At 68.4% G+C, this 19,112-nt stretch carries 18 protein-coding genes; 11 read left to right on the forward strand and 7 right to left on the reverse strand.

The features are described from left to right. Positions 1–87 precede the first annotated feature (87 nt). The gene (locus KV110_RS33755; protein ID WP_218479216.1) at positions 88–3,831 is read right to left on the reverse strand and encodes a PD-(D/E)XK nuclease family protein; all 3,744 of its coding nucleotides are present in this window, start codon (positions 3,829–3,831) and stop codon (positions 88–90) included. Between the two features lie 95 nt (positions 3,832–3,926). On the opposite strand from KV110_RS33755, the gene KV110_RS33760 reads away from it, so the two are divergent. The 9 genes from KV110_RS33760 to mtnC all read left to right on the forward strand — a co-directional run bounded on the left by KV110_RS33760 (position 3,927) and on the right by mtnC (position 11,963). Then, positions 3,927–4,703: an alpha/beta fold hydrolase gene (locus KV110_RS33760; protein WP_218471206.1), complete on the forward strand. Its 777-nt coding sequence runs from the start codon at positions 3,927–3,929 to the stop codon at positions 4,701–4,703. Between the two features lie 5 nt (positions 4,704–4,708). Next, on the forward strand, positions 4,709–5,005 hold the full coding sequence (locus tag KV110_RS33765; protein WP_218471207.1) for an MGMT family protein: 297 nt from the start codon (positions 4,709–4,711) through the stop codon (positions 5,003–5,005). A 75-nt stretch (positions 5,006–5,080) separates the two neighbouring features. Beyond that, positions 5,081–5,830 (forward strand): VOC family protein, encoded by a 750-nt coding sequence (locus tag KV110_RS33770; RefSeq protein ID WP_218471208.1) that lies wholly within the window; start codon positions 5,081–5,083, stop codon positions 5,828–5,830. A gap of 82 nt (positions 5,831–5,912) precedes the next feature. Continuing rightward, on the forward strand, positions 5,913–7,655 hold the full coding sequence (locus KV110_RS33775; protein WP_218471209.1) for an NTP transferase domain-containing protein: 1,743 nt from the start codon (positions 5,913–5,915) through the stop codon (positions 7,653–7,655). A 50-nt stretch (positions 7,656–7,705) separates the two neighbouring features. Beyond that, the gene (locus tag KV110_RS33780; RefSeq protein ID WP_218471210.1) at positions 7,706–8,464 is read left to right on the forward strand and encodes a methyltransferase domain-containing protein; all 759 of its coding nucleotides are present in this window, start codon (positions 7,706–7,708) and stop codon (positions 8,462–8,464) included. Between the two features lie 145 nt (positions 8,465–8,609). Then, complete coding sequence (locus KV110_RS33785) at positions 8,610–8,807, forward strand: hypothetical protein (protein ID WP_218471211.1); 198 nt, start codon at positions 8,610–8,612, stop codon at positions 8,805–8,807. Positions 8,808–8,950: 143 nt separating this feature from the next. Then, on the forward strand, positions 8,951–10,705 hold the full coding sequence (mtnA, locus tag KV110_RS33790) for an S-methyl-5-thioribose-1-phosphate isomerase (RefSeq protein ID WP_218471212.1): 1,755 nt from the start codon (positions 8,951–8,953) through the stop codon (positions 10,703–10,705). Beyond that, the gene (locus tag KV110_RS33795; RefSeq protein ID WP_218471213.1) at positions 10,702–11,277 is read left to right on the forward strand and encodes a 1,2-dihydroxy-3-keto-5-methylthiopentene dioxygenase; all 576 of its coding nucleotides are present in this window, start codon (positions 10,702–10,704) and stop codon (positions 11,275–11,277) included. The genes mtnA and KV110_RS33795 overlap by 4 nt, the downstream gene beginning before the upstream one ends. Further along, positions 11,274–11,963 carry an acireductone synthase gene (gene mtnC, locus KV110_RS33800; protein ID WP_218471214.1) on the forward strand — a complete coding sequence of 230 codons (690 nt, stop codon included), beginning with the start codon at positions 11,274–11,276 and terminating at the stop codon, positions 11,961–11,963. Before KV110_RS33795 ends, mtnC begins: the two co-directional genes overlap by 4 nt. A 6-nt stretch (positions 11,964–11,969) precedes the next feature. Here mtnC and KV110_RS33805 read toward each other — a convergent pair whose 3' ends face one another. After that, complete coding sequence (locus tag KV110_RS33805; RefSeq protein WP_218471215.1) at positions 11,970–12,404, reverse strand: YdeI/OmpD-associated family protein; 435 nt, start codon at positions 12,402–12,404, stop codon at positions 11,970–11,972. A gap of 129 nt (positions 12,405–12,533) precedes the next feature. Between KV110_RS33805 and KV110_RS33810 the strand changes: the two genes are divergently transcribed. After that, a complete protein-coding gene (locus KV110_RS33810) occupies positions 12,534–13,346 on the forward strand; it encodes a CPBP family intramembrane glutamic endopeptidase (protein WP_218471216.1) in 813 nt (270 codons plus the stop codon). 49 nt (positions 13,347–13,395) lie between these two features. On the opposite strand, the gene KV110_RS33815 is transcribed toward KV110_RS33810, so the two are convergent. From KV110_RS33815 to KV110_RS33825, 3 genes are all read right to left on the reverse strand, one after another. Further along, the gene (locus tag KV110_RS33815) at positions 13,396–13,848 is read right to left on the reverse strand and encodes a VOC family protein (protein WP_218471217.1); all 453 of its coding nucleotides are present in this window, start codon (positions 13,846–13,848) and stop codon (positions 13,396–13,398) included. 123 nt (positions 13,849–13,971) lie between these two features. Beyond that, positions 13,972–14,814: an aminoglycoside 6-adenylyltransferase gene (locus KV110_RS33820; protein WP_218471218.1), complete on the reverse strand. Its 843-nt coding sequence runs from the start codon at positions 14,812–14,814 to the stop codon at positions 13,972–13,974. A gap of 129 nt (positions 14,815–14,943) precedes the next feature. Further along, the gene (locus KV110_RS33825) at positions 14,944–15,810 is read right to left on the reverse strand and encodes a hypothetical protein (RefSeq protein WP_246634146.1); all 867 of its coding nucleotides are present in this window, start codon (positions 15,808–15,810) and stop codon (positions 14,944–14,946) included. A gap of 190 nt (positions 15,811–16,000) precedes the next feature. Here KV110_RS33825 and KV110_RS33830 point away from each other — a divergent pair, with 190 nt between their 5' ends. Continuing rightward, entirely contained in the window at positions 16,001–17,704 is a 1,704-nt protein-coding gene (locus tag KV110_RS33830; protein ID WP_218471219.1) for a metallophosphoesterase, read from the forward strand. 9 nt (positions 17,705–17,713) lie between these two features. Here KV110_RS33830 and KV110_RS33835 read toward each other — a convergent pair whose 3' ends face one another. Beyond that, positions 17,714–18,058 carry a TfoX/Sxy family protein gene (locus KV110_RS33835; RefSeq protein ID WP_218471220.1) on the reverse strand — a complete coding sequence of 115 codons (345 nt, stop codon included), beginning with the start codon at positions 18,056–18,058 and terminating at the stop codon, positions 17,714–17,716. A gap of 63 nt (positions 18,059–18,121) precedes the next feature. After that, positions 18,122–19,099 (reverse strand): alpha/beta hydrolase, encoded by a 978-nt coding sequence (locus tag KV110_RS33840; RefSeq protein ID WP_218471221.1) that lies wholly within the window; start codon positions 19,097–19,099, stop codon positions 18,122–18,124. Positions 19,100–19,112: the final 13 nt, after the last annotated feature.

A 19,112-nucleotide genomic window follows, 5' to 3' on the forward strand; every position in this document is an offset into this window, starting at 1 on the left:
CCGGTCGGTGCTGACACACCGGGGTGACCGTGCAGCAAGGACATTCGACACCACAGATCGGCAGCGGTGCTCGGATGCGTTTTTCGCTCACTCGTCGGTCACCTGCCTCCCGGTGTCCTGGACGGGGCAGCTGCCCGCGACGGGGCAGTGGCGACAGCCGTCATTACGCATGGCGAGGTAGCTCGGCCCCTCGGTGGCGGCTGCGGCATCGTGAATGGTGTTGCGCCACTTGTCGAGTGCCTCGGGGTCCAGCGGCGGTTGCATGCGCTGGGTGGCGCCCTCCTTGCTGCTCGGCTTGGCGACGTACACCAGCCGCGCGCCACCCGGCTCACCCATCGCACCGGGAGCTGCTCCGGAGTCGTCGGATGTGCCTTCGGCAGCAGCTGATTCGCCTGCCTCCGCGCGCGCTTCCTCGGCGGTCGCGTCGAGCGCACCCATCGCCGCCGCCACCTGGTACGTCGCCAGCTGCGCGTGATCGACCGCCGCCTGCTTGGTGACCGGCGACTTTCCGGTCTTCACGTCCACGATCACGAAGCGGCCCTGCGCGTCCCGCTCCAGCCGGTCCACCCGGCCGCGAATCCGCACCGGCCGTTCGTCTTCGGTCCGCGGCGGCAGCACACAGTCGACCGGCACCTCGACACCGGCCTGGGTGAGTTCGCCGCGGGTGTTGCGCACCCACGCCATGAAGGTTTCCAGCATGGCCTCGGTGCGGCGCAGTTCCTGCCGGGAATGCCAGCCGGAGCCGGGATCGACCGACTGCCAAGCCTTGTCGAGCGCGGCCCGCACCTGTGCCTCTGGCACCTTGCCGGCCAGCGCCTGCACCAGCGTGTGCACCAGGTTGCCCTTGACGGCGTGCGGGTTGTCGCCGTCGGTGCCGCCGTGCCGTTCCAGAGCCCAGCGCAGCGGGCAGGTGCGCAGCAGCTCGACGGTGGACGGCGAGAGGCCGATCTCGTCCTCGTCCCACAGCGAGCGTTGTGAGCTCAATTCCGCTGTGCCGTACCAGTCGTCGGGATGCGTGCCAGGCACGCCCGCACGAGCCAGCCGAGCCAGCTGGTGCGCCGCCCGTTGCCTGCGGTCCGGGTCGGACTCGGGATCGCAGACCACGCCCCGCAATTCGGCCACCAGCGAGTGCATGACCAGGGCACGGCCCGGGTCGGCGATCGGCAGTGCGCCGGGTTCACCGTCCTCGTCGTGTCCGAGCAGCTCGGCAAGGAATCGCGACGGAACCAGATCCCGTTCCCCCGACACCGATTCCACCGCGGTGACCAGCAGCGAACGCCGGGCCCTGCTGCACGCGACCAGCAGCAGTCTGCGCTCCTCGGCGAGGATCGGCGCCGCACGGCTCACCTGTTCGCCGCCATCGATGACACCCGCGGTCAAGTCCACCAGGTCCTCGGTGTTCAGCAGGGTGCCGCGCGGACGCGGGTTGGGCCAAATCCCTTCCTGCACAGCGGCGACCGCGACGACGTCCCACTCGCGCCCCGCGGCGGCGTGCGCACTGAGCAGCGCGACGGCCTCCTTGGGTGCGGTGCGCGGTCCCGACCCGTTCGGAATCTCCTGTTGCAGTAGGTATTCCACGAAGCCTTCGATGCTCGCGCGGGGCAGCCGGTCCACATAGCCCGCGGCCGCGTCGAACAACCCGACGGCGGCGTCGAGATCTCGATCGGCCTGCATGCCGACCGCGCCGCCGCGTTCGGACTGCGCGACCCAGCGCCGCTCCAGTCGCGAGCCGGTCCACAGCGCCCACAGCACGTCCTCCAGGCCCGCTCCGCGACGGCGCGCCTTGCGGGCCCGTTCCAGCGCGTCGAGCACCCGCCGCAGCGGCGCGGCCTCGACGTCGGTCAACCGGTCCAGGATCCGGGGGTCGCCGACACCGATCAGCAGATCACGCAGTACCTCCGCGGATGATTGATCGATGCCATGCCGCAGGATCTCGCCGGTCTCCGCGGGGCTCTCCGAGGATTCCCCGGACTGGTTCGCAGCACCCCGTTCGGCGCTGTCGGGCCCCGGCTCGCTCGAATCCGCAACGGCCCGCTCGGCGCTCTCCTCCGGCTGTTCGACCTCGCTACCATGCCATTCGGAGTCTTCTGGATTCCATTCAGGATCTACGCCGTACCAATCGGCGTCGTCGGCAGCCCGCTCGAGGTTTCCAGGAGTTGGTTCCGGAAGCCCTGAGTTCCGTTCCGAGCTTTCTATCGTCCGATCAGGATCCCCGCTGCTCCCCTCGGAGTACTCCGCTGCCGAATCCTCGGCCCCCTCCGCGCCCCGGGCCGACCTGGCCCGATTGCGCTCGGACTCCAGCACGCTGCGCCGCACACCACGGCGCAACCGCCGCAACGTGATCTGATCGGCGCCGCCGAGCGGACCCGCGAGCAAATCCAACGCGTCCTCCGGCGTGAAGGCCGACTCCTTGTCCTTCTTCTCGCCTGCGAGCACTGCCCGCAATGACAGCAACATCCAGGCCGCGCCCCGCCGCCGGGCCAGCGGCGTATCGAGCGCGGGCTGCTGCACCGGTACGCCCGCCGCCAGTAACGCGCGACGCAGCGGCGGCAGTGACAGCGGCACCGATCGGACGATCACCGCCATCCGCGACCACGGCACTCCCCCGGTCAGGTGCGCTCGCCGCAGGTGATCGGCGATGAGCGCGGCTTCCTTCGCCGGGGTGGCGAGTACCCGCACCCGCACCTCGGTGCCGTCGTCGGCCGGTTGATCGGCCCGCTTCGGCAGCGAAAAGCGTTGCGGCGCACTGCCCGGCAACTTGGCCGCGACCCTGGCGACGGCCAGGTGCACCGGCCCGCCGGAACGATGGTTGTCGCGCAAGACGATTCGCTGTCCGTCCGGTGCGGCCAGATCGGCGACGAACCGCGCGTCCGCGCCACGGAAGGCGAAGATCGCCTGATCCGGGTCGCCCGCGATGACGGTGGTGTGCGCGCTGTGCCCGATCGCCTTGACCAGGATCGCGGCTTGCGGATCGAGCTGCTGGGCGTCGTCGACCAGCAGGTATCGAATGCGCGCCCGTTCGGCGGCAAGCAGATTCGCGTCGCCGGCCAGCGCGTCCAGCGCGGCGCCGATCAGTTCGGCGGCGTCCAATGCGGGCGCCGTCGCCTCCGGTGCCTCCACGCCTACCGACCAGCGCAACAGCATTGTCTGCTCATAGCGCACCGCGAACTTGCCCGCTGCCACCCACTCCGGTTTACTGTGCTCGCGTCCGAGGCGCACCAGATCCTCCGGGCCGAGACCGCGCTCGGTGGCCCGCAACATCAGATCGCGCAACTGTTCAGCGAACCCGCCGAGCGCGAGCGCGGGCTGCAGGCGTTCCGGCCACAGCCCGTCCGCACCCTGGGCGATGTCGGTCAGGTCGCCGCGCAGCATCTCGCGCAGCACCGCATCCTGCTCGGCACCGGTCAGCAAACGTGGCGGTGGGTTGCCGTGGGTGGCGGCGTGTCTACGCAGCACCGAGAAGGCGTAGGAGTGCAACGTACGAGCCAGCGGCTCCCTGGTGGCGCCGGGCACCCCACCCTCGGCGTCGGGGCCGGCCAGGCGGGCGGTGATGGCGTCGCGTACCGCGCTCGCCGCCTGCTTCGAATGGGCAAGGACCAGCACGGATTCCGGATCGGCCCCGGCCGCGATGCGCTCGGCGGCAAGATCGACGAGCAGGGCCGTCTTGCCCGTGCCGGGTCCGCCGAGCACCTGCCAGGGTCGCCACCCCGGGCGCGTCGGTCCGGCCGCGGCCGCGGCATCCAACAGCGCGCGAACGTCGGCACCCCAGGCCCGCGGCCGGGGCGCCGCCACGTTCCGGCGAACAAGTCGCACCGCGCTATCCGATCGCACCACGCGGGCTATTGCAACAGACACGACCGACACGCCGACGCGCCCCTCGCGCGACTCGCCCAGCGGCGGTCGAAGGCACAAGTCAAAATGGACCAGTGTCTGCTCTCCATGTCTACCGATTCGGCCCTGCCGCCGGACCGACCGTGCTCGCCTTGCACGGCGTGACCGGCCACGGCAAACGCTGGGAACACCTGGCAACCAACCATCTCCCCGATGTCCGAGTTATCGCACCTGACCTGCGCGGACACGGGCGGTCGAGCTCGTTGCCGCCGTGGACCTTCGAGTCCGTCGTCGAGGATCTGGTCGAACTGCTCGCCGCGGAGTCAGCGGCACCGGTCACGGTGGTCGGGCACTCGTTCGGCGGCGCGTGTGCGCTTCATCTCGCCAACCGCCACCCGGACTTGGTGCGCAGGCTGATGCTGATCGATCCGGCCATCGCGGTCGACCCGGAGCGGATCGACGCCATCGCCGAATCGCTGCTGGCCGCCCCCGACTACGAGTCCGTTGCCAGAGCGCGCGAAGACAAGCTGGCCTCCGCATGGGGTGACGTGGCACCGGAGCTGATCGAGGCCGAACTCACCGAGCACCTGGTGCCCACCGCGCACGGCCGCGTCGGCTGGCGGATGAGCCTGCCCGCCATCACTTCCTATTGGGGGCAGCTGGCGCGGCCCTTCGTGCTGCCGCCAGCGAACCTGCCGACGGTGCTGGTGCAGGCGATGAAGGTGCAGCCGCCGTTCGTCATGCCCGCGTTCCGCGCGGCGCTGACCGAACATCTCGGCGACCAGCTCACCGTGCACGACTGGGAATGCGATCACATGGTCCCGCAGGCTCTTCCGGCCGAGACGGCCGCGCTCATCCGATCGGTGCTCTGAGCCCGATGGCTACCTCGGACGCTCAGGTCGAGCGGGTGCGCGCGCTGGTGGCGTCCATCCCACCCGGCCGGGTGGCGACCTACGGTGACATCGCCGCGGCCGCCGGACTGTCCACGCCGCGCACGGTCGGCTGGATCATGCGCACCGACGCTGCCGACCTGCCATGGCATCGGGTGATCGGCGCGGGCGGCAAGCCAGCCGCGCATCTGGCCGACCGCCAGCTGCGCCTGCTCGCCGCCGAGGGGGTGCCGATCCGCGAGGGTCGAGTACACCTGCGGGCAGCGCGTTTTCCGCTTTCTTGACCCTCGCATCGATAAAGCCGGACCCGAATCGGTAAACGCGCCCGGAGCGAGCTGTTCGACGGCTACCGTTGAAACATGTCCACCCGCCTGGCGTGTGTCGTGTTCGATGCAGACCGGCCGCGGTTCATCGCGGACTTCTGGGCCGAGCTGCTCGGCTGGGGTGTGACCATCGACCGTCCCGATGAAGTCGACGTGGCGGCGCCCGACCCCGACGGCGTCGATCTCGCCCTCACCTTCCTGCCCGCGGCGCGAGCGAAGAACGGCAAGAACCGCATTCACCTCGACCTGGCCAGCCGCTCGATCGACCATCAACGCGTGCAGGTCGATCGTGCGCTGTCGCTCGGTGCCCGCCGCATCGACATCGGACAGGGCGCGGTGCCGTGGGTGGTGCTCGCCGATCCCGAGGGCAACGAATTCTGTGTGCTGGAGCCGCGGGAAGAGTACGTGGACACCGGCGCCGTCGCGGCCATTGTGGTGGACACCCGAGATCCGGTGCGGCTGGCCGAATTCTGGTCGACCGCCTCCGGCTGGCCGGTCGCGCACGGCGGCGAGCAGATCGCCGGGCTGCGATCGGCGACCGGACTCGGCTCGTGGCTTGAGTTCGTGCGCACCCCCGACGAGAAGTCGGGCCGCAACCTGCTGCATCTGAATGTGGCCTCGTTCGACGACCAGGCGGCCGAGGTGGCCCGGCTGCGTGCCGCCGGTGCCACCCCGATCGATCAGGCCGACGTGAATCCGGGAAAGGCGCTCGGCCTCACCCTGGCCGACCCCGAAACCAATGAGTTCTGCCTGCTGCGACCCGCCCGCGACTGTTCGACGGTGTAATCATCGGTGCTCGCCTCCCGGCTTCCCGGCGGCGACGAATTAGCATGTCCGCCATGTTGTACCTCGTTCAAGGTTGTGCTGATTGACCGCCGCGGACGCGATCGTGCTCGCGGGCGGGCGGGCCAGCCGCATGGGCGGTGTCGACAAACCCGCGATCGTCATCGGTGGTCGGTCCATGCTCGACGCGGCCTTGGCCGCCGTCGCCTCGTGTGCGCACACGGTCGTGGTCGGACCCCATCGGCCCGAGCTGGCGCCGGAGATAAAGCAGGTACGTGAGGTGCCGCCGGGGTCAGGGCCGGTGGCGGCGATCGGCGCCGGGCTGGGCGCGCTCGGCTCGGCGGCGCCGCTCGTGGTGGTGCTCGCGGCCGACCTGCCGTTCCTGTCCGCCTGGTCGGTCACCGAATTGACCAGGCATATCTGTGAATCCGGTGCCGACGCGGTATTCGCGGCGGACGAATCGGGACGACCGCAGTACCTGATCGGGGTGTGGCGGCGCACCGCGTTGGCGGCGGCGCTCGACAATCTGGATTCACTGATCAATCAGCCGATGAAGGCGCTGATCCCCGCCGATTCCGCGATCATCGCGCTGCCCGGTGTCGCCGACTGCGATACCGAGGAGGAGGTGCGCAAGGCGCGCGAGTCGGTTGCCGCCGACCCGGCGCCCGCGCTTGCCCTGGACGAGGCACGGAAGATTCTGCGCGACAACCTCTCCCGGCTCACGTCCTACGAGGCGGACCTGCGGTTGGTGCGGGGCGCGGCGCTCGCTGCGCCGTTGGCGGCCGTCGGGCCGCTGCCGCGCTTCGATGTCTCGGCGATGGACGGTTACGCGGTGGCGGGCGACGGGCCGTGGCGGTTGCGCCGCGATATCGGGTTCGCGGGCGGCCAGCGCCCGGTCGGGTTGCTGCCCGGCGAGGCGGTGCGCATCGCCACCGGCGCGCACGTGCCGGACGGCACCACCAGCGTGGTCCGCGACGAATTCGTCCGGGTGGCACCGGATGACATCCTGCACCGCCTGCCGGACACCCCGATCCGGGATGATGTACGGCGCCGCGGCGAAGATCGCAACCCCGGCGATCTCGTTGCGCCGCAGGGGGCTCCGGTGACCGCCGCGTTGATTTCCGCAGCGGCGAGCGTAGAGGTGACCGCGGGCTCAGTGCGCGGGCCGGTGCGGGCCCGCATCGTCATGACCGGCGACGAGATCCGCAGCGAGGGGCCGCTGCACGCGGGCCAGACCCGCGACTCGATCGGGCCGATCCTGCCGGACCTGCTGTCCTGGTACGGGATTCGCACCGCCGACCGGGTGCATCTACGGGACACGCCGAACGGCTTCGATGAAGTACTCACCGCGGCGACCGAGTGCGATCTGCTGGTGATCGTCGGCGCGACCGGCGGCGGCGCGGCCGACCAGTTGCGCGCCGCGGTGGCCCGCACCTCCGCACGAATCCTGGTGCGGCGGCTACGGCTACGGCCCGGCGGTTCCACGATTGTCGCCGAACTGGTAACCGGCACAACCGTTCTCGGGCTACCCGGCAATCCGTTCGCCGCCGTCGCCACCCTCATGGCGCTGGCACCCGCCGTGGTCGAAGGCCGCACCGGCAGTTCTGCCCGCCGCACGCTGCTCGGCCCACTGCACAACGCCGCCGAGATTTCCGGCCCGGTCCCCCGCATCGTCCCCGCGCGCTACGCCCCGCCGGGCGGCTGGCTCGGCGACCCGCACATCCGCACCGCCCACCTCGGCGGTCTCGTCGATAGGGACGGCCTGGTCATCGTCCCGGCCGATGCCACCGACGGCGCGACGGTCGAGTTCCTGCCGCTGCTTGGCTAGGCAGGCAAAACCGGTTGCCGGTCAAGCAACCGCTCGGCAACAATCGCGGCATGGGACGCAGCTTCGAGGACCTGGTGACCGAAGCCGACGCGGTGTCGGTGGCCGGTTGGGATTTCGGCTGGCTCGACGGGCGAGCCAGTGAGCAGCGGCCGTCCTGGGGATATCAGCGGCTGCTCGGCGAGCGGCTCGGAAAAGTGGCCGCGGCACTGGATATCCAGACCGGCGGCGGCGAGGTGCTGGCCGGTGCGGGGAACTTTCCGCCGCTGATGGCGGCGACCGAGTCGTGGCCGCCGAACATCGCCGAGGCGACGCGATTGCTGCATCCGCTCGGGGTGGTGCTGGTCGCGGACCCGGATGAACCGCCATTGCCGTTCGGGGACAATGCGTTCGATCTGGTGGTCAGCAGGCATCCGGTGACCGTCTGGTGGGCGGAGATCGCCAGGGTGCTGCGGCCGTCCGGCACTTATCTGGCTCAACATGTCGGCGAGGCAAGCGTTTTCGAACTCGTCGAGTATTTCCTCGGCGCGCAGCCCGAGGAAATACGTAAGCGCCGCAATCCGAATGACGATCGAGCCGCGGCGGAAGCCGCCGGACTCGACATCGTCGATCTTCGATACGAACGGTTGCGCATCGAGTTCGGGGATATCGGCGCGGTCGTGTACTTCCTGCGGAAGGTGCAGTGGATGGTTCCGGACTTCACGGTCGACCGGTACCGCGACCGGCTCTCGGCGCTGCACGAGGAGATCGAAGCAAATGGTCCGTTCGTCGCCCACTCGACCCGATTCCTAATCGAAGCACGCAAGCCTTAACCCGCCTAAAGCGCTCTCACCAGGGGATATGCCTCGGATCGCCGGTATAACCCGCATTTTTCACTTTCCCTTCCGGAATTGCTGCGAGCTCGCTATCGTGAGTGCTGTTAGGCGAATAACAATCCCCGGAAAGGACCGAGTGGAGATGGCTGAAAAGTCGAAGAAAACGCCTAAAAAAATGCCGAGGCAGATGGATCGGCAGCAACAGCAACAGCGCCAGGATCAGAGCCAGCAAGGCATGAACCGCGGCGGAAATTCAGAAGGCCAGCGCATGCCGAACCAGCGCCAGTCGGATATGAACGACCGGCGCGATGACGAGCAGCGCAGGATGGGCCACAACTAACTGATCTGCACCGCGTGCCGCCGGTTCAGTGCCGAACCGGCGGCACGCGGTTGCGCGCGGGCACGGTCGGCTTTCTTCAGGCAGCTCCCGTCCGATACCGTTGACCAGGCACAACATGGTCGCCGCGACGAAGGATGCGCCTGATGGACGACAGTTCCCTGAGCTGGGACGACGGTGCGTTGGTCACCATCGACCAGCGTGGACTGCCGCACGAAGTCCGCGAACTGCGGCTCCGCACGGTCGACGAAGTCATCGACGCCATCCGGGCGCTCGCCATTCGTGGCGCACCGGCCATCGGCATCGCGGGGGCGTTCGGCGTGGTCATCGCGACCGCCGCGCACACCGTCGACGGCGTGGTCGACGAGGCTCGGGTGCAGGACGACGCGGATCGCATCGCGGCCGCCCGGCCGACCGCGGTCAACCTGGCGTGGGCGGTGCAGCGGGTGCGCGCCAAGGTCGCGCAGGGTGCCGATGCCGTGCTCGCCGAGACCCTCGACATGCTCGCCGAGGACGGCCGGACCAATCGGGCCGCGGCGACGCACGCCGCCGACCTGGTCCGGGAACTCTGCCCGGACCGGCCGCTGCGGGTGCTCACCCACTGCAACACCGGACGGCTCGCGACGAGCGCGTTCGGCACCGCGATCGGCGCGCTGCGGGTGCTGGCCGAGCGCGGCGCGATCGAGAACGTCCTGGTCGACGAGACCCGCCCGCTGTTGCAGGGCGCGCGACTGACCACCTGGGAACTGGCCGAGGCGGGTATCCCGCATCGGCTCACCGTCGATGCCGCGGCGGCATGGGCCATGGCGACCGGGCAGGTCGACTGCGTGCTGGTCGGGGCCGACCGGGTCACCGTGAACGGCGACGTCGCCAACAAGATCGGCACGTATTCGCTCGCCCTGGCGGCCCGCCAGCACGGCATCCCGTTCATCGTGGTCGCGCCGGAATCCACCCGCGACCCGAGGATGGCCACCGGGCGCGACATCGTGGTAGAGGAGCGCGCCGCCGCCGAGGTGACCGGATTCGGCGGCGTCGCAACAGCTCCCGACGGGACCGAGGTGTTCAACCCGGCGTTCGATGTGACGCCCGGTGAGCTGGTGACGGCGGTGGTCACGGAGTTCGGCGTGGTGCACCGCGCGGACCAGAGCACGGGAAACCCGGTGTCGAACCGATCTGGCGGTGGCGCGTTCACGCCGCCGGTCACGTTCACGCCGCAGGTATCGACCGGCGGTGTCGAGGCCGACGCGAATCCACTGCCGGGCAAGGCAATTGCCGGTATCGCCCGCGAGCTGTATCAGCGCGGCTGGATGCCGGGGACGGCGGGCAATATTTCGGTGCGGACCGGCGACACCGCCGTGATCACCGGAAGCGGCTTGTCCAAAGGTGAACTCACCGAACACGACATGGTGACCGTCCGGGTGACGGATTCGGCGCCGGTCGCGGCCGACGGCCGGAAACCCTCGGCGGAGACCACGATTCACACCGCCGCCTATCGAGCAACCGCGGCACAGGCCGTCGTGCACATCCACCCGCCCTACGCCACCGCGCTGGCGACGCGCTCCGGTGCACCGGGCGAGCTGACCACGCTGCGCCTCACCGACTACGAGCTCATCAAGGGCCTCGGCGGCGCCGACCCCGCGGCCATCGACATCCCGGTGTTCCCCAACTGGCCCGACGTGCCGCGCATCGGCGCCGACATCGAGCGCTATCTCGCCGACCACCCCGCCGCGCCCCCGGTCCTGTGCATCGCGGGCCACGGGATCACCGCATGGGGGGACAATCTTTCCCAGGCGCGCGATCGCGCCGAATGTCTGGAGGCGCTGTGCGAGCTGGTGGCCCGCACCGGCCGCCGCCAGGCCTTCGGTCCGCGCGAGGAGACTCTCGAGATTGGATTGACATGACCCTGCTCCAGGTGATGGCCGCCGACAACGCGGCCGACGTGCGGGTGCGGACCACCGACGACGAGGTGATCGGCACCGAATTGGCCAAGCACGGCATCACTTTCGGCCGCTGGCCGGTGGTGGACAACGCCGCGGCGATCGGCTCGGACGAGTTGCTCGCGCACTACACCGACAATGTCGCCGAACTGAACGAGTCCGGGCGCTATAAGCACATCGACATCGCCCGCATCCACCCGGACGACACCAACCCGGAGTGGCCGAAGATCGCCAAGGGGGCGCGGGAGAAGTTCCTCGCCGAACATCGGCACGCCGAGGACGAGGTCCGCTACTTCGCCGCCGGGCGCGGCTGCTTCTATTTGCACCTCGGGCACGAAGTGCTGGCCGTGGTGTGCGAGGGCGGCGACCTGCTCTCGGTGCCCGCGGGCACCCTGCACTGGTTCGACATGGGCAGCAGGCCGGACTTCATCGCCATCCGCTTCTTCGAGGAGGAAGACGGCTGGATCGGCGATTTCACCGGCGACCGGATCAGCGAAGGGTTTCCGACCCTGGACGAACTGCTCGCCGCCTCATGATCACGGCAGTAGTCGTCGATATCGAGGGAACCACCAGCCCGACCAGTTCGGTGCGCGAAGATCTCTATGGCTATACCCGCGAACGTCTTCCGGCATGGTTGGCCGAAAACCGCACGGACGCGGCCGCTCCCGTCATCGCGGCCACCCGGGAGCAAGCCGAGCGGCCCGATGCGGGCACCGACGAGATCGCGGCGATCCTGCGCGGCTGGCTGGACTCCGACGTCAAGGCGGAACCGCTCAAAGCGGCCCAGGGCCTGATCTGCGCGGAGGGCTTTCGCAATGGCGCGCTGCACGGCGAGTTCTTCGCCGATGTCCCACCGGCACTGCGGGCTTGGCACACGGACGGTCTCGCGCTGTACGTGTACTCGTCTGGATCTGTTCGTAATCAACAGGATTGGTTCGCGTTCGCGCGTGGCGGTGAATTGTCCTCGGTGATCAGCGGATACTTCGACCTGTCCACCGCAGGTGGCAAACGCGAACCCGCGTCGTACGAGAAGATCGCGGGCGCGATCGGCATCCCCGCCGACGGGATCCTGTTCCTGTCCGACCACCCGGACGAGCTCGACGCGGCCGTGGCGGCGGGCTGGCACGCCATCGGGCTCGCTAGACCCGGTGAGCCCAATCCGCCGCGCCCACCGCACCGTTGGGTCGATACGTTCGCCGACATCGACCCTAAGGCCGAGTAAGCAGCCTCAGCGCAACGACTCGACAACCTTCGCTATCCGCCGAGCACGGGTATCCGGACGCTTGGCTCCAGTGACGGCGGTGACATGTTCGCGCCGCCGGGAGAAGGACAGCGCGTCGAAAGTGGCGCGGAGGTCGGCGTTTCGCAGTGCGGCGGCCAAGTCGTCCGGGACCTCGACAGTTCGCTCGGCGTCGTCGCGGGCCACCGTGACCGAGACCCGGTCGCCGGGTCCCTTACCCAGCTCGGTGCGGATCGACTTCAAGACGCCGAGACACGGCCCGGAACCCATGTCGACGATGGAACCTCGGTACTCGATGCCATCGAAACGGGCCTCGACCGGGACACGGCCACCGCCGCCCAGCGCCGCCACCACCTCGGCGGGCACCGCGACGTACGCGCCGCCACCGGCGCCGGACTCGATCCTCGCTTCGAATCGCCGCATGGTCCGACCTTAACCCCACCCCTGAACCGCCTGAGCTGCGCCTACCTCGAGTTTCAGGGTGTTCCCCGATACCAGGGCCGTCCGGGTTCGGCCTACGGTGAGCACCGGTCGGTCAACGGTGGAGGAAATGTGCGGCGTCAGCTTTCGGATCGGTCCGCGGCGGGCGTCTTCATCGTGCTGGTACTGGCGATCGCGGTGACGACGGCCGGTGTCGCGGGTGGGCTGATTCTCGCGTTGTCGCCGATGCTGGTCACGGTGCTGCTGCTGGTGCTGACCGGGGAGGGTCGCGCGGGCTTGGCCCGAGTTGGACTGTCCCGCAGCGGGATTCGGCAGTGGCCGGTGGCCGTCGGCGGGAGTGTCGCGGTGTCCGCGGTAGCCACGGCGCTGGTGGTGTTCCTCGGCTACGCCGCGTTCACCCTGCCTGGCAGTGACTTCTGGGCAAATGCGCTGGTGCTCGCGATCACCGGGCCTATCCTCGCGTTCACCGAGGAAATCGGTTGGCGCGGTTACCTTCTCCCGCGCCTGAGCTGGCTCGGTGAGCGGCGGGCGATGCTGGTCGTCGGCGTGGTGTGGGCGGCTTGGCATCTGCCGTACATCCTGCTCACGCCCTACTATCACGACGAAGGCAACCGCTGGCTGACGCTGCCGCTGTTCACCGGCAGTGTTCTCGCGTTCTCCTTCTTTCTCGGATATCTGCGGCTCGAGTCGGGCAGCGTATGGCCCGCGGTGCTGGCGCACTTCGCGCACAACTGGGCCTTCGCGGTGGTGACCGGGATCGTCACGACCACCCATCCGGTGGTGTTCGGGGAGTACCTGGCAGGTGATACCGGGCTGTTCGTCCTGTTCGGAACGGCGTTGCTTGCCTGCCTGCTCGCGCGAGTCCATCGCCGTCGCACCCAGGCGGCAGGCCGCATGGTCCCGGCTGTCGCCGGCGGATACTGACGAGCAAAAACACCCGCCTCGAGGTGGAGGCGGGTGTCGGTCGGGGTGCTCAGGCGTTGTCGTATGCGTCCTGGAGGGTCTTGATGTCGAGCTTGGACATGCTGCGCAGGGCGGTGCCGACGGCGATGGTCTTGGCGGGGTTGCTTCCGTCCATCAGCTGCAGCAGCGCGGCGGGCACAACCTGCCAGGACAGGCCGTAGCGGTCGGTCAGCCAGCCGCACGGGCCCGGTTCGCCGCCGTCGGTGAGGGCGGCCCACAGCTGGTCCACCTCGTCCTGGGTCTCGACGACCACCTGCAGCGAGGCCGCGTCGGTGAGCGGGTGGCCGGGGCCGCCGTTCATCAGCGTGACGGCCTGGCCGTCGAGGTCGATCGAGACGATGAACGCCGCCCCGTCGGAGTTGCGGGTGACGTCGACGATCCGCGAGTTCGGTACCACCGAGGTGTAGAAGGTGGCGGCCTCCTCGGCCTTGTTGTCGAACCAGAAGAAGGTGTTGACGGACATGATGTGCTCCTTGCCGATGGTGGGTGAGTTGCTGTCACCCTCTGGTCGGAGCCGCCGTCACCACTTCGACCTATCTCCCAGAATTTCTGGAAGAATTTTTCGTAACCGGGCTGACCAGGGATTTCAGCGATGAGGCAGCTGGTCGAGGTACGGGCGGATCGCCTTCTCGGCGTCCTCCGGGTAGTCGAGACCCCGGGCCGCGGCGACCTCCCTGGCCAGTTCCGCGAACAGATCGGCCGTCGCCTGCGCCTGCCGCAACGGATCGCCGATCGCGAAGATCCGTTCGATGCGCTCCCACACCCCCGCCGCCGCCCACTCCCGCATCTTGGTGCCGCCATGCCAGACGTCGTGGCCGGAGCCGTGCCGCGCGAGCGCATGCCATTCGATCATCGTCAGGAGTAGTTCCTTGGTCTCCCAGTCCCGAGACTTGACCACCCACAGCTCGCCGCGCGCCAAATACCGTGGCAGATGCGCGATTTCGAACCAGAACTCCGCGCAATGCGCCCGGAACTCCTCCTGATCGGGCAGCTCGGCAACGGGTGCGGACCCGCCCGCAACAGGCAGCCGCGCCGCCACCCCCTCGCGATCGAACAGCACCTGATACCCACGCTCATGCAACTCGTCCAGACCGTCCTCGACCATCTCCGCCAACCGGTCCACCGAAACAACCTGGAAGTCGACCTTCACCCCACCTTCGAAGAACACCAGATGCGCCGGATTGTCATAAGGCCCCTCCAACTCCACATTCACCCACACCGCCCCGAGCTCGTGCACCCACTCGTCGTCCCCCGAATACTTATCCGGCTCCGTCGTGTACAGCTCGATGTCATGGTCCGACAACGCGTCGACCGCACCATCACCCCGAGCCCGCGACCCCGTCCGCAGCACCACCCGAATGTCCGCCCGCCCCCGAGCCCACTCCACCACCCGCGCCACCATCGGCTCGTCCCCCACAATCTCGCTCACCAGCTGATCCATGCCCCCGATCGTGCCCGATCGGTTCCGTAAGAACCATCAAGTCCAGGTCAAAGACCTCGAAGCCGAGCTCGAAACGGTTCCGCGCCGCCTCGTAGGCGGCTCCGGCCCCCGGCCGATTCATGGCGCGGACTCGTCAACGAAAAGCTCAGCGGCAGTAGTTATTGTGAGCGATCGATCGAGCCACCCTTCGAGCACACGACGATCGGTGCACGATGTGACCCGATCTCGAACATCCTCTCCAACAACGATTCCACGTCGGTCCAGGATTCGAAGGATGCTGTCGATCACTCCCTCAGCCCGTAACCGCTGCGAGGTCTCGGAGCGGAAGAACGACAGATCGATCGACATCAGGTGCCTCCAGGTCTGGGCGGCCGGGCTGTTGCCCAAGCCGAGTTCGGTGAGTTCGGCGACGATATGGGCGTCTTTCTCGTCGATCTCTTGCAACACGGTGGCGAGTGTCTTCAGTATCGCACCGATGCGCGGGTCCTTGGCGTGGGTGATCGCGGAGAGAGCAGCCAAGGGAATGTCTGCGGCGGCGGTATCGGGATCGGTCACCGCAGGCACGTTGTGCGGGCCGAGGACAAGGGGCCGCATGGTGAGACTGGGCCAGAACGGTTGACCGATGGCGGCGGGCCGGGCCGCCCACAGCGCGGTGACGCGGTCGTGACACACGATCAGCAGCAGCGCGGGCAGCCGATACTTCGCGTGCGCGTGCGCCAGGTAGTACGCCCACGCCGATGGCTTGTCCGGATCGTCCTCACCTTGTGCCTCGACCAGCAGCAGGAACCGGCCCGCCGCCGTGGTGATCCGCAGCAGAGTGTCCACGCGCCGCTCCAGCGGCCTGACTTCGGTGAGATCGGTTGGCAGCAAAGCCACTTCGAGCGGGTCCTCCAGTGGCACGTGCAACGCGCGGAACGCGCGCGCGAACATCCCTGGGTCGTGCTGGAAGATCCGGTGCATCGCCTCGTGCTGGGAACCGACCATGCCGACGACGGTACCTCGAGATTCGAAAATATGTTCGATCAATGTAAAGCGAAATGCTAGCTTGCGGTGGGTGGTTTGCCGGGGTTGACCGGATCGATGGGGGTTGTATCGACAGTGTTCATTCAGTGTTCGTATTCGGCTTGCGAGGTTGAGGGGGTGGGGGTGCTCGGGTCGTACAGCATCGGGCGGTATGTCGTCCAATCCGCTGAATCCCGCAGGCGATGTTCCGGATACCGGAATTCCGGGTGGTCTTTCGGCCGACATGACCATAGCTGAACAGCATGATTGGCATCGCGACTATTTGCGGGGGCATGCGGTGTCGCGGCGCAACGTTTTGCGCGGGGCCGCGGCTGCGGCGGCCGTGGCTGCGGTGGGTACCTCGCCGTTCGGTCGGCGCGCGTATGCCCAGGACGCGCAGCTCGCGGTCGGCGGGCGGCATGTGGGGTTCGGTCCCGATTCGACCAGTCAGCTGCGGTTCGCGGCGCAGTTGTCCAGGCGGCCCGCGGGCACCAAGGTGTTTCTCGATCATGGCCCGACCCCCGCGCTCGGCGCGACGGTGGAGGGCGAGGTGCGCAATCTGCTGACCCAGGTGCCGAGCAGCGGCGGCGGCGTGCTTTCGGCCGAACAGTTCTATGTGCACGCGCCGGTGGACGGGCTGCCAGGCCGGGTGCGGCATTTCTATCGCTGGCGCACCGGCGACGGATTCGTCGGCGACATCCGCGCCGCCGCGACCGCGATGCCGACCACCCGGGCGGCGCTCGTACCGTTCCGCTTCACCATGATGGGCGACCAGGGCACCGACGAAACACCGGCGCTGCCCGCGGGTGTCGCGCCCGGCGATTACGACGACAAGTACTACGCGGCCGACAACGATCCGAACACCCCGCACGCCAGCAACGTGCTGCGCCAAATCGTCGCCGCCCAACCGGATTTCCACATCTTGGCCGGTGATATCGCCTACGCGGATCCGTCCGGCATGGGCAGGCCGAACCAATTCGTCTCGCACGGCGCGAAACTCGCGCACGGCTTCGACAAGTTCAATCCGTACGTGTGGGACGTCTACTTCGGCGCCATCGAGGCGAGCGCCGCCCAGACGCCCTGGATGTTCGCGACCGGTAATCACGACATGGAGGCGACCTACGGAACCAACGGCTACGGCGGGCATCTGGCGCGACTCGACTTTCCCGGCAACGGGCCCGCGGGCTGTCCGTCGGCGTATTCGTTCACCTACGGCAATGTCGCGGTGCTCTCACTGGACGCCAACGACGTCTCCTATGAGATTCGCGCCAACACCGGGTATTCCGGTGGCGCGCAGACGAGTTGGGCGCAACGCACACTCGCCGACTACCGGGCGAACCCCGATATCGACTTCATCGTCTGCTTCTTCCACCACTGCGCCTATTCGACCACCGAGGCGCACGCCAGCGATGGCGGGGTGCGTGACGCGTGGGTGGCGCTGTTCGACCGCTACCAGGTGGATCTGGTGCTGCAGGGACACAATCACGTCTTCGAACGCACCGACCCGATCCGTGGCAATGCCGCGACGAAGGTCGCGGGCGACAACTCGGTGGTCTACCCGGAAACCGATGGCACCGTGTACTACACGGTCGGCGGCGGCGGTCGGCCCCGCTACGATTTCCAGCCCGGCTCGCAGGAGTCCTTCCGCGGCAACGAGTTACCGGACACCTCGGTACCCAACAGCTACGTGTGGGCCGCTGGCGGCAGCAAGCGGGGCGAGGCGGCCCCGTGGTCGCGGGTGCGATTCCGCAACTATTCGTTTCTGCGCGTCGACGTTCGTCCCGGTGTCCTGGCCAGCGAAATGGACGTGACCGCGGTCGACGAGTACGGCCGCGAGTTCGACCGGGTGACCTACCGCAGGCAGGTCCGCGGCTGATCCCGCCGGTTACTTCTTCTTCTTTTTCGGCGGCAGCGACCGCGCGTAGCTGACACCGCGCTCGACCCACTCCCGCAGCACCGTGTCGTCGTCGGCCGCATCGCCGGTGACGTGCACCCAACCGACCATGTCCCGGCCGCCCATCACCATGGGCTCAACGAACTCGAACTCGAGCAGCTTGTCGTTCTCCGCCGGGTCGATCCGAACCAGCAGTCCGCCCTGCGCGCTGGCCGCGACCGCCATGTTCCCGCCGATCAGAAACGCCAGACCGCCGAACATTTTCCGCTCCGACAGTTCCGGGCCAGGCGGGATCAGTATCCGGATGCGGTCGGCCAGTTCTTCGTCATATGCCATAGCGGCATTGTCGACCTCGGCACCGACAAATTTCGCTGACAAGAAGCAGCTAGGCGTGGCCCGTCACGCGCCGATCGCGTCGGCGAACAGTGGCCAGGACAGGTGCATATCGTCCTGCCAGTAGGTCCAGGCGTGGGTGCCCGCCGGGCGCAGGTTGGCGGTGACCGGGATGCCCAGTTCGTGCAGGCGATCGATGAACGGCCGGGTGCAACTGCCGATGACCGTCTCCATCACGCCGCCGACCAGCATGCGGTCGAGGAGGCGAGCCGGGTTGCCGTCGATGCCGCGGTCGGCGAGGGTTTCGTGCTCGCCCGGCGAACCGGTGCCCGATGACACGTACAGCGCGATGCCGCGCAGGCGGTGCGCCTGCAGCATGGGGTCGTGCTCGGCCCAGGCCGGGTGCTCCGGCCCGCCCCACATATTCGCGGAATTCGCGCCGAATACCGCGAGTTGCGATGAGACGTACGCCTGGGCCGCCGAATCGCTGGTCCGCGGGCACCCGCTGTAGGAACCGACCGCCTGATAAAGGCCGGGCGCGCCGATCGCCAGGTTCAATGCCGAGGTCGCCGACATCGACAGCCCCGCGATGGCATTGCGGCCGGTCATCTCGAACCGCTCTTCCAGCAGCGGCGGCAGTTCCCTGGTCAGGAAGGTCGTCCACTGATTGCGGCCGAGCGCGGGGTCGTCGCGCAGCCAGTCGGTGTAGTAGCTGGCCCGCCCGCCCATCGGCACGATCACATTGACGTTCTTGTCCGCGAAAAACTCCGCCACATCGGTGCGGCGCGTCCACGGTCCGCCGTCCTCGCCGCCGTCGACCGCGTTGAGCAGATACAGCGCGGGCGCACCGGCACCGGGATGCGACAGCCAGAGCGTGATCGGCTTGTTCATCGCCGCCGAGTGCACGACGACCTCCAGTTGCCGCCCGTCGAGGGGCCGCACGTCCAGGATGCGGGAATCGGGATCGGCGGCGGCCGGACCGGCCGGGACGATCGCGGCGACCACCGCGAGAACGGGAACCAGGCATCGCATCAGCCGGCGCATGATGTCGAGTATC

Origin of the sequence: Nocardia iowensis (assembly GCF_019222765.1) — a bacterium.
In the GTDB taxonomy this organism is placed as follows: domain Bacteria; phylum Actinomycetota; class Actinomycetes; order Mycobacteriales; family Mycobacteriaceae; genus Nocardia; species Nocardia iowensis.

Excerpts from the sequence above, each read along its gene's own strand:
- KV110_RS33805 (WP_218471215.1), bottom strand. The coding sequence starts at position 12,404 with ATGCGGCGATTCGAAGCGAGGATCGAGTCCGGCGCCGGTGGCGGCGCG.
- KV110_RS33825 (WP_246634146.1), bottom strand. The coding sequence starts at position 15,810 with ATGGTCGGTTCCCAGCACGAGGCGATGCACCGGATCTTCCAGCACGAC.
- KV110_RS33795 (WP_218471213.1), top strand. The coding sequence starts at position 10,702 with ATGACCCTGCTCCAGGTGATGGCCGCCGACAACGCGGCCGACGTGCGG.
- mtnA (WP_218471212.1), top strand. The coding sequence starts at position 8,951 with ATGGACGACAGTTCCCTGAGCTGGGACGACGGTGCGTTGGTCACCATC.
- KV110_RS33765 (WP_218471207.1), top strand. The coding sequence starts at position 4,709 with ATGGCTACCTCGGACGCTCAGGTCGAGCGGGTGCGCGCGCTGGTGGCG.
- KV110_RS33830 (WP_218471219.1), top strand. The coding sequence starts at position 16,001 with ATGTCGTCCAATCCGCTGAATCCCGCAGGCGATGTTCCGGATACCGGA.
- KV110_RS33785 (WP_218471211.1), top strand. The coding sequence starts at position 8,610 with ATGGCTGAAAAGTCGAAGAAAACGCCTAAAAAAATGCCGAGGCAGATG.
- KV110_RS33840 (WP_218471221.1), bottom strand. The coding sequence starts at position 19,099 with ATGCGCCGGCTGATGCGATGCCTGGTTCCCGTTCTCGCGGTGGTCGCC.
- KV110_RS33835 (WP_218471220.1), bottom strand. The coding sequence starts at position 18,058 with ATGGCATATGACGAAGAACTGGCCGACCGCATCCGGATACTGATCCCG.
- KV110_RS33780 (WP_218471210.1), top strand. The coding sequence starts at position 7,706 with ATGGGACGCAGCTTCGAGGACCTGGTGACCGAAGCCGACGCGGTGTCG.
- KV110_RS33815 (WP_218471217.1), bottom strand. The coding sequence starts at position 13,848 with ATGTCCGTCAACACCTTCTTCTGGTTCGACAACAAGGCCGAGGAGGCC.
- mtnC (WP_218471214.1), top strand. The coding sequence starts at position 11,274 with ATGATCACGGCAGTAGTCGTCGATATCGAGGGAACCACCAGCCCGACC.
- KV110_RS33770 (WP_218471208.1), top strand. The coding sequence starts at position 5,081 with ATGTCCACCCGCCTGGCGTGTGTCGTGTTCGATGCAGACCGGCCGCGG.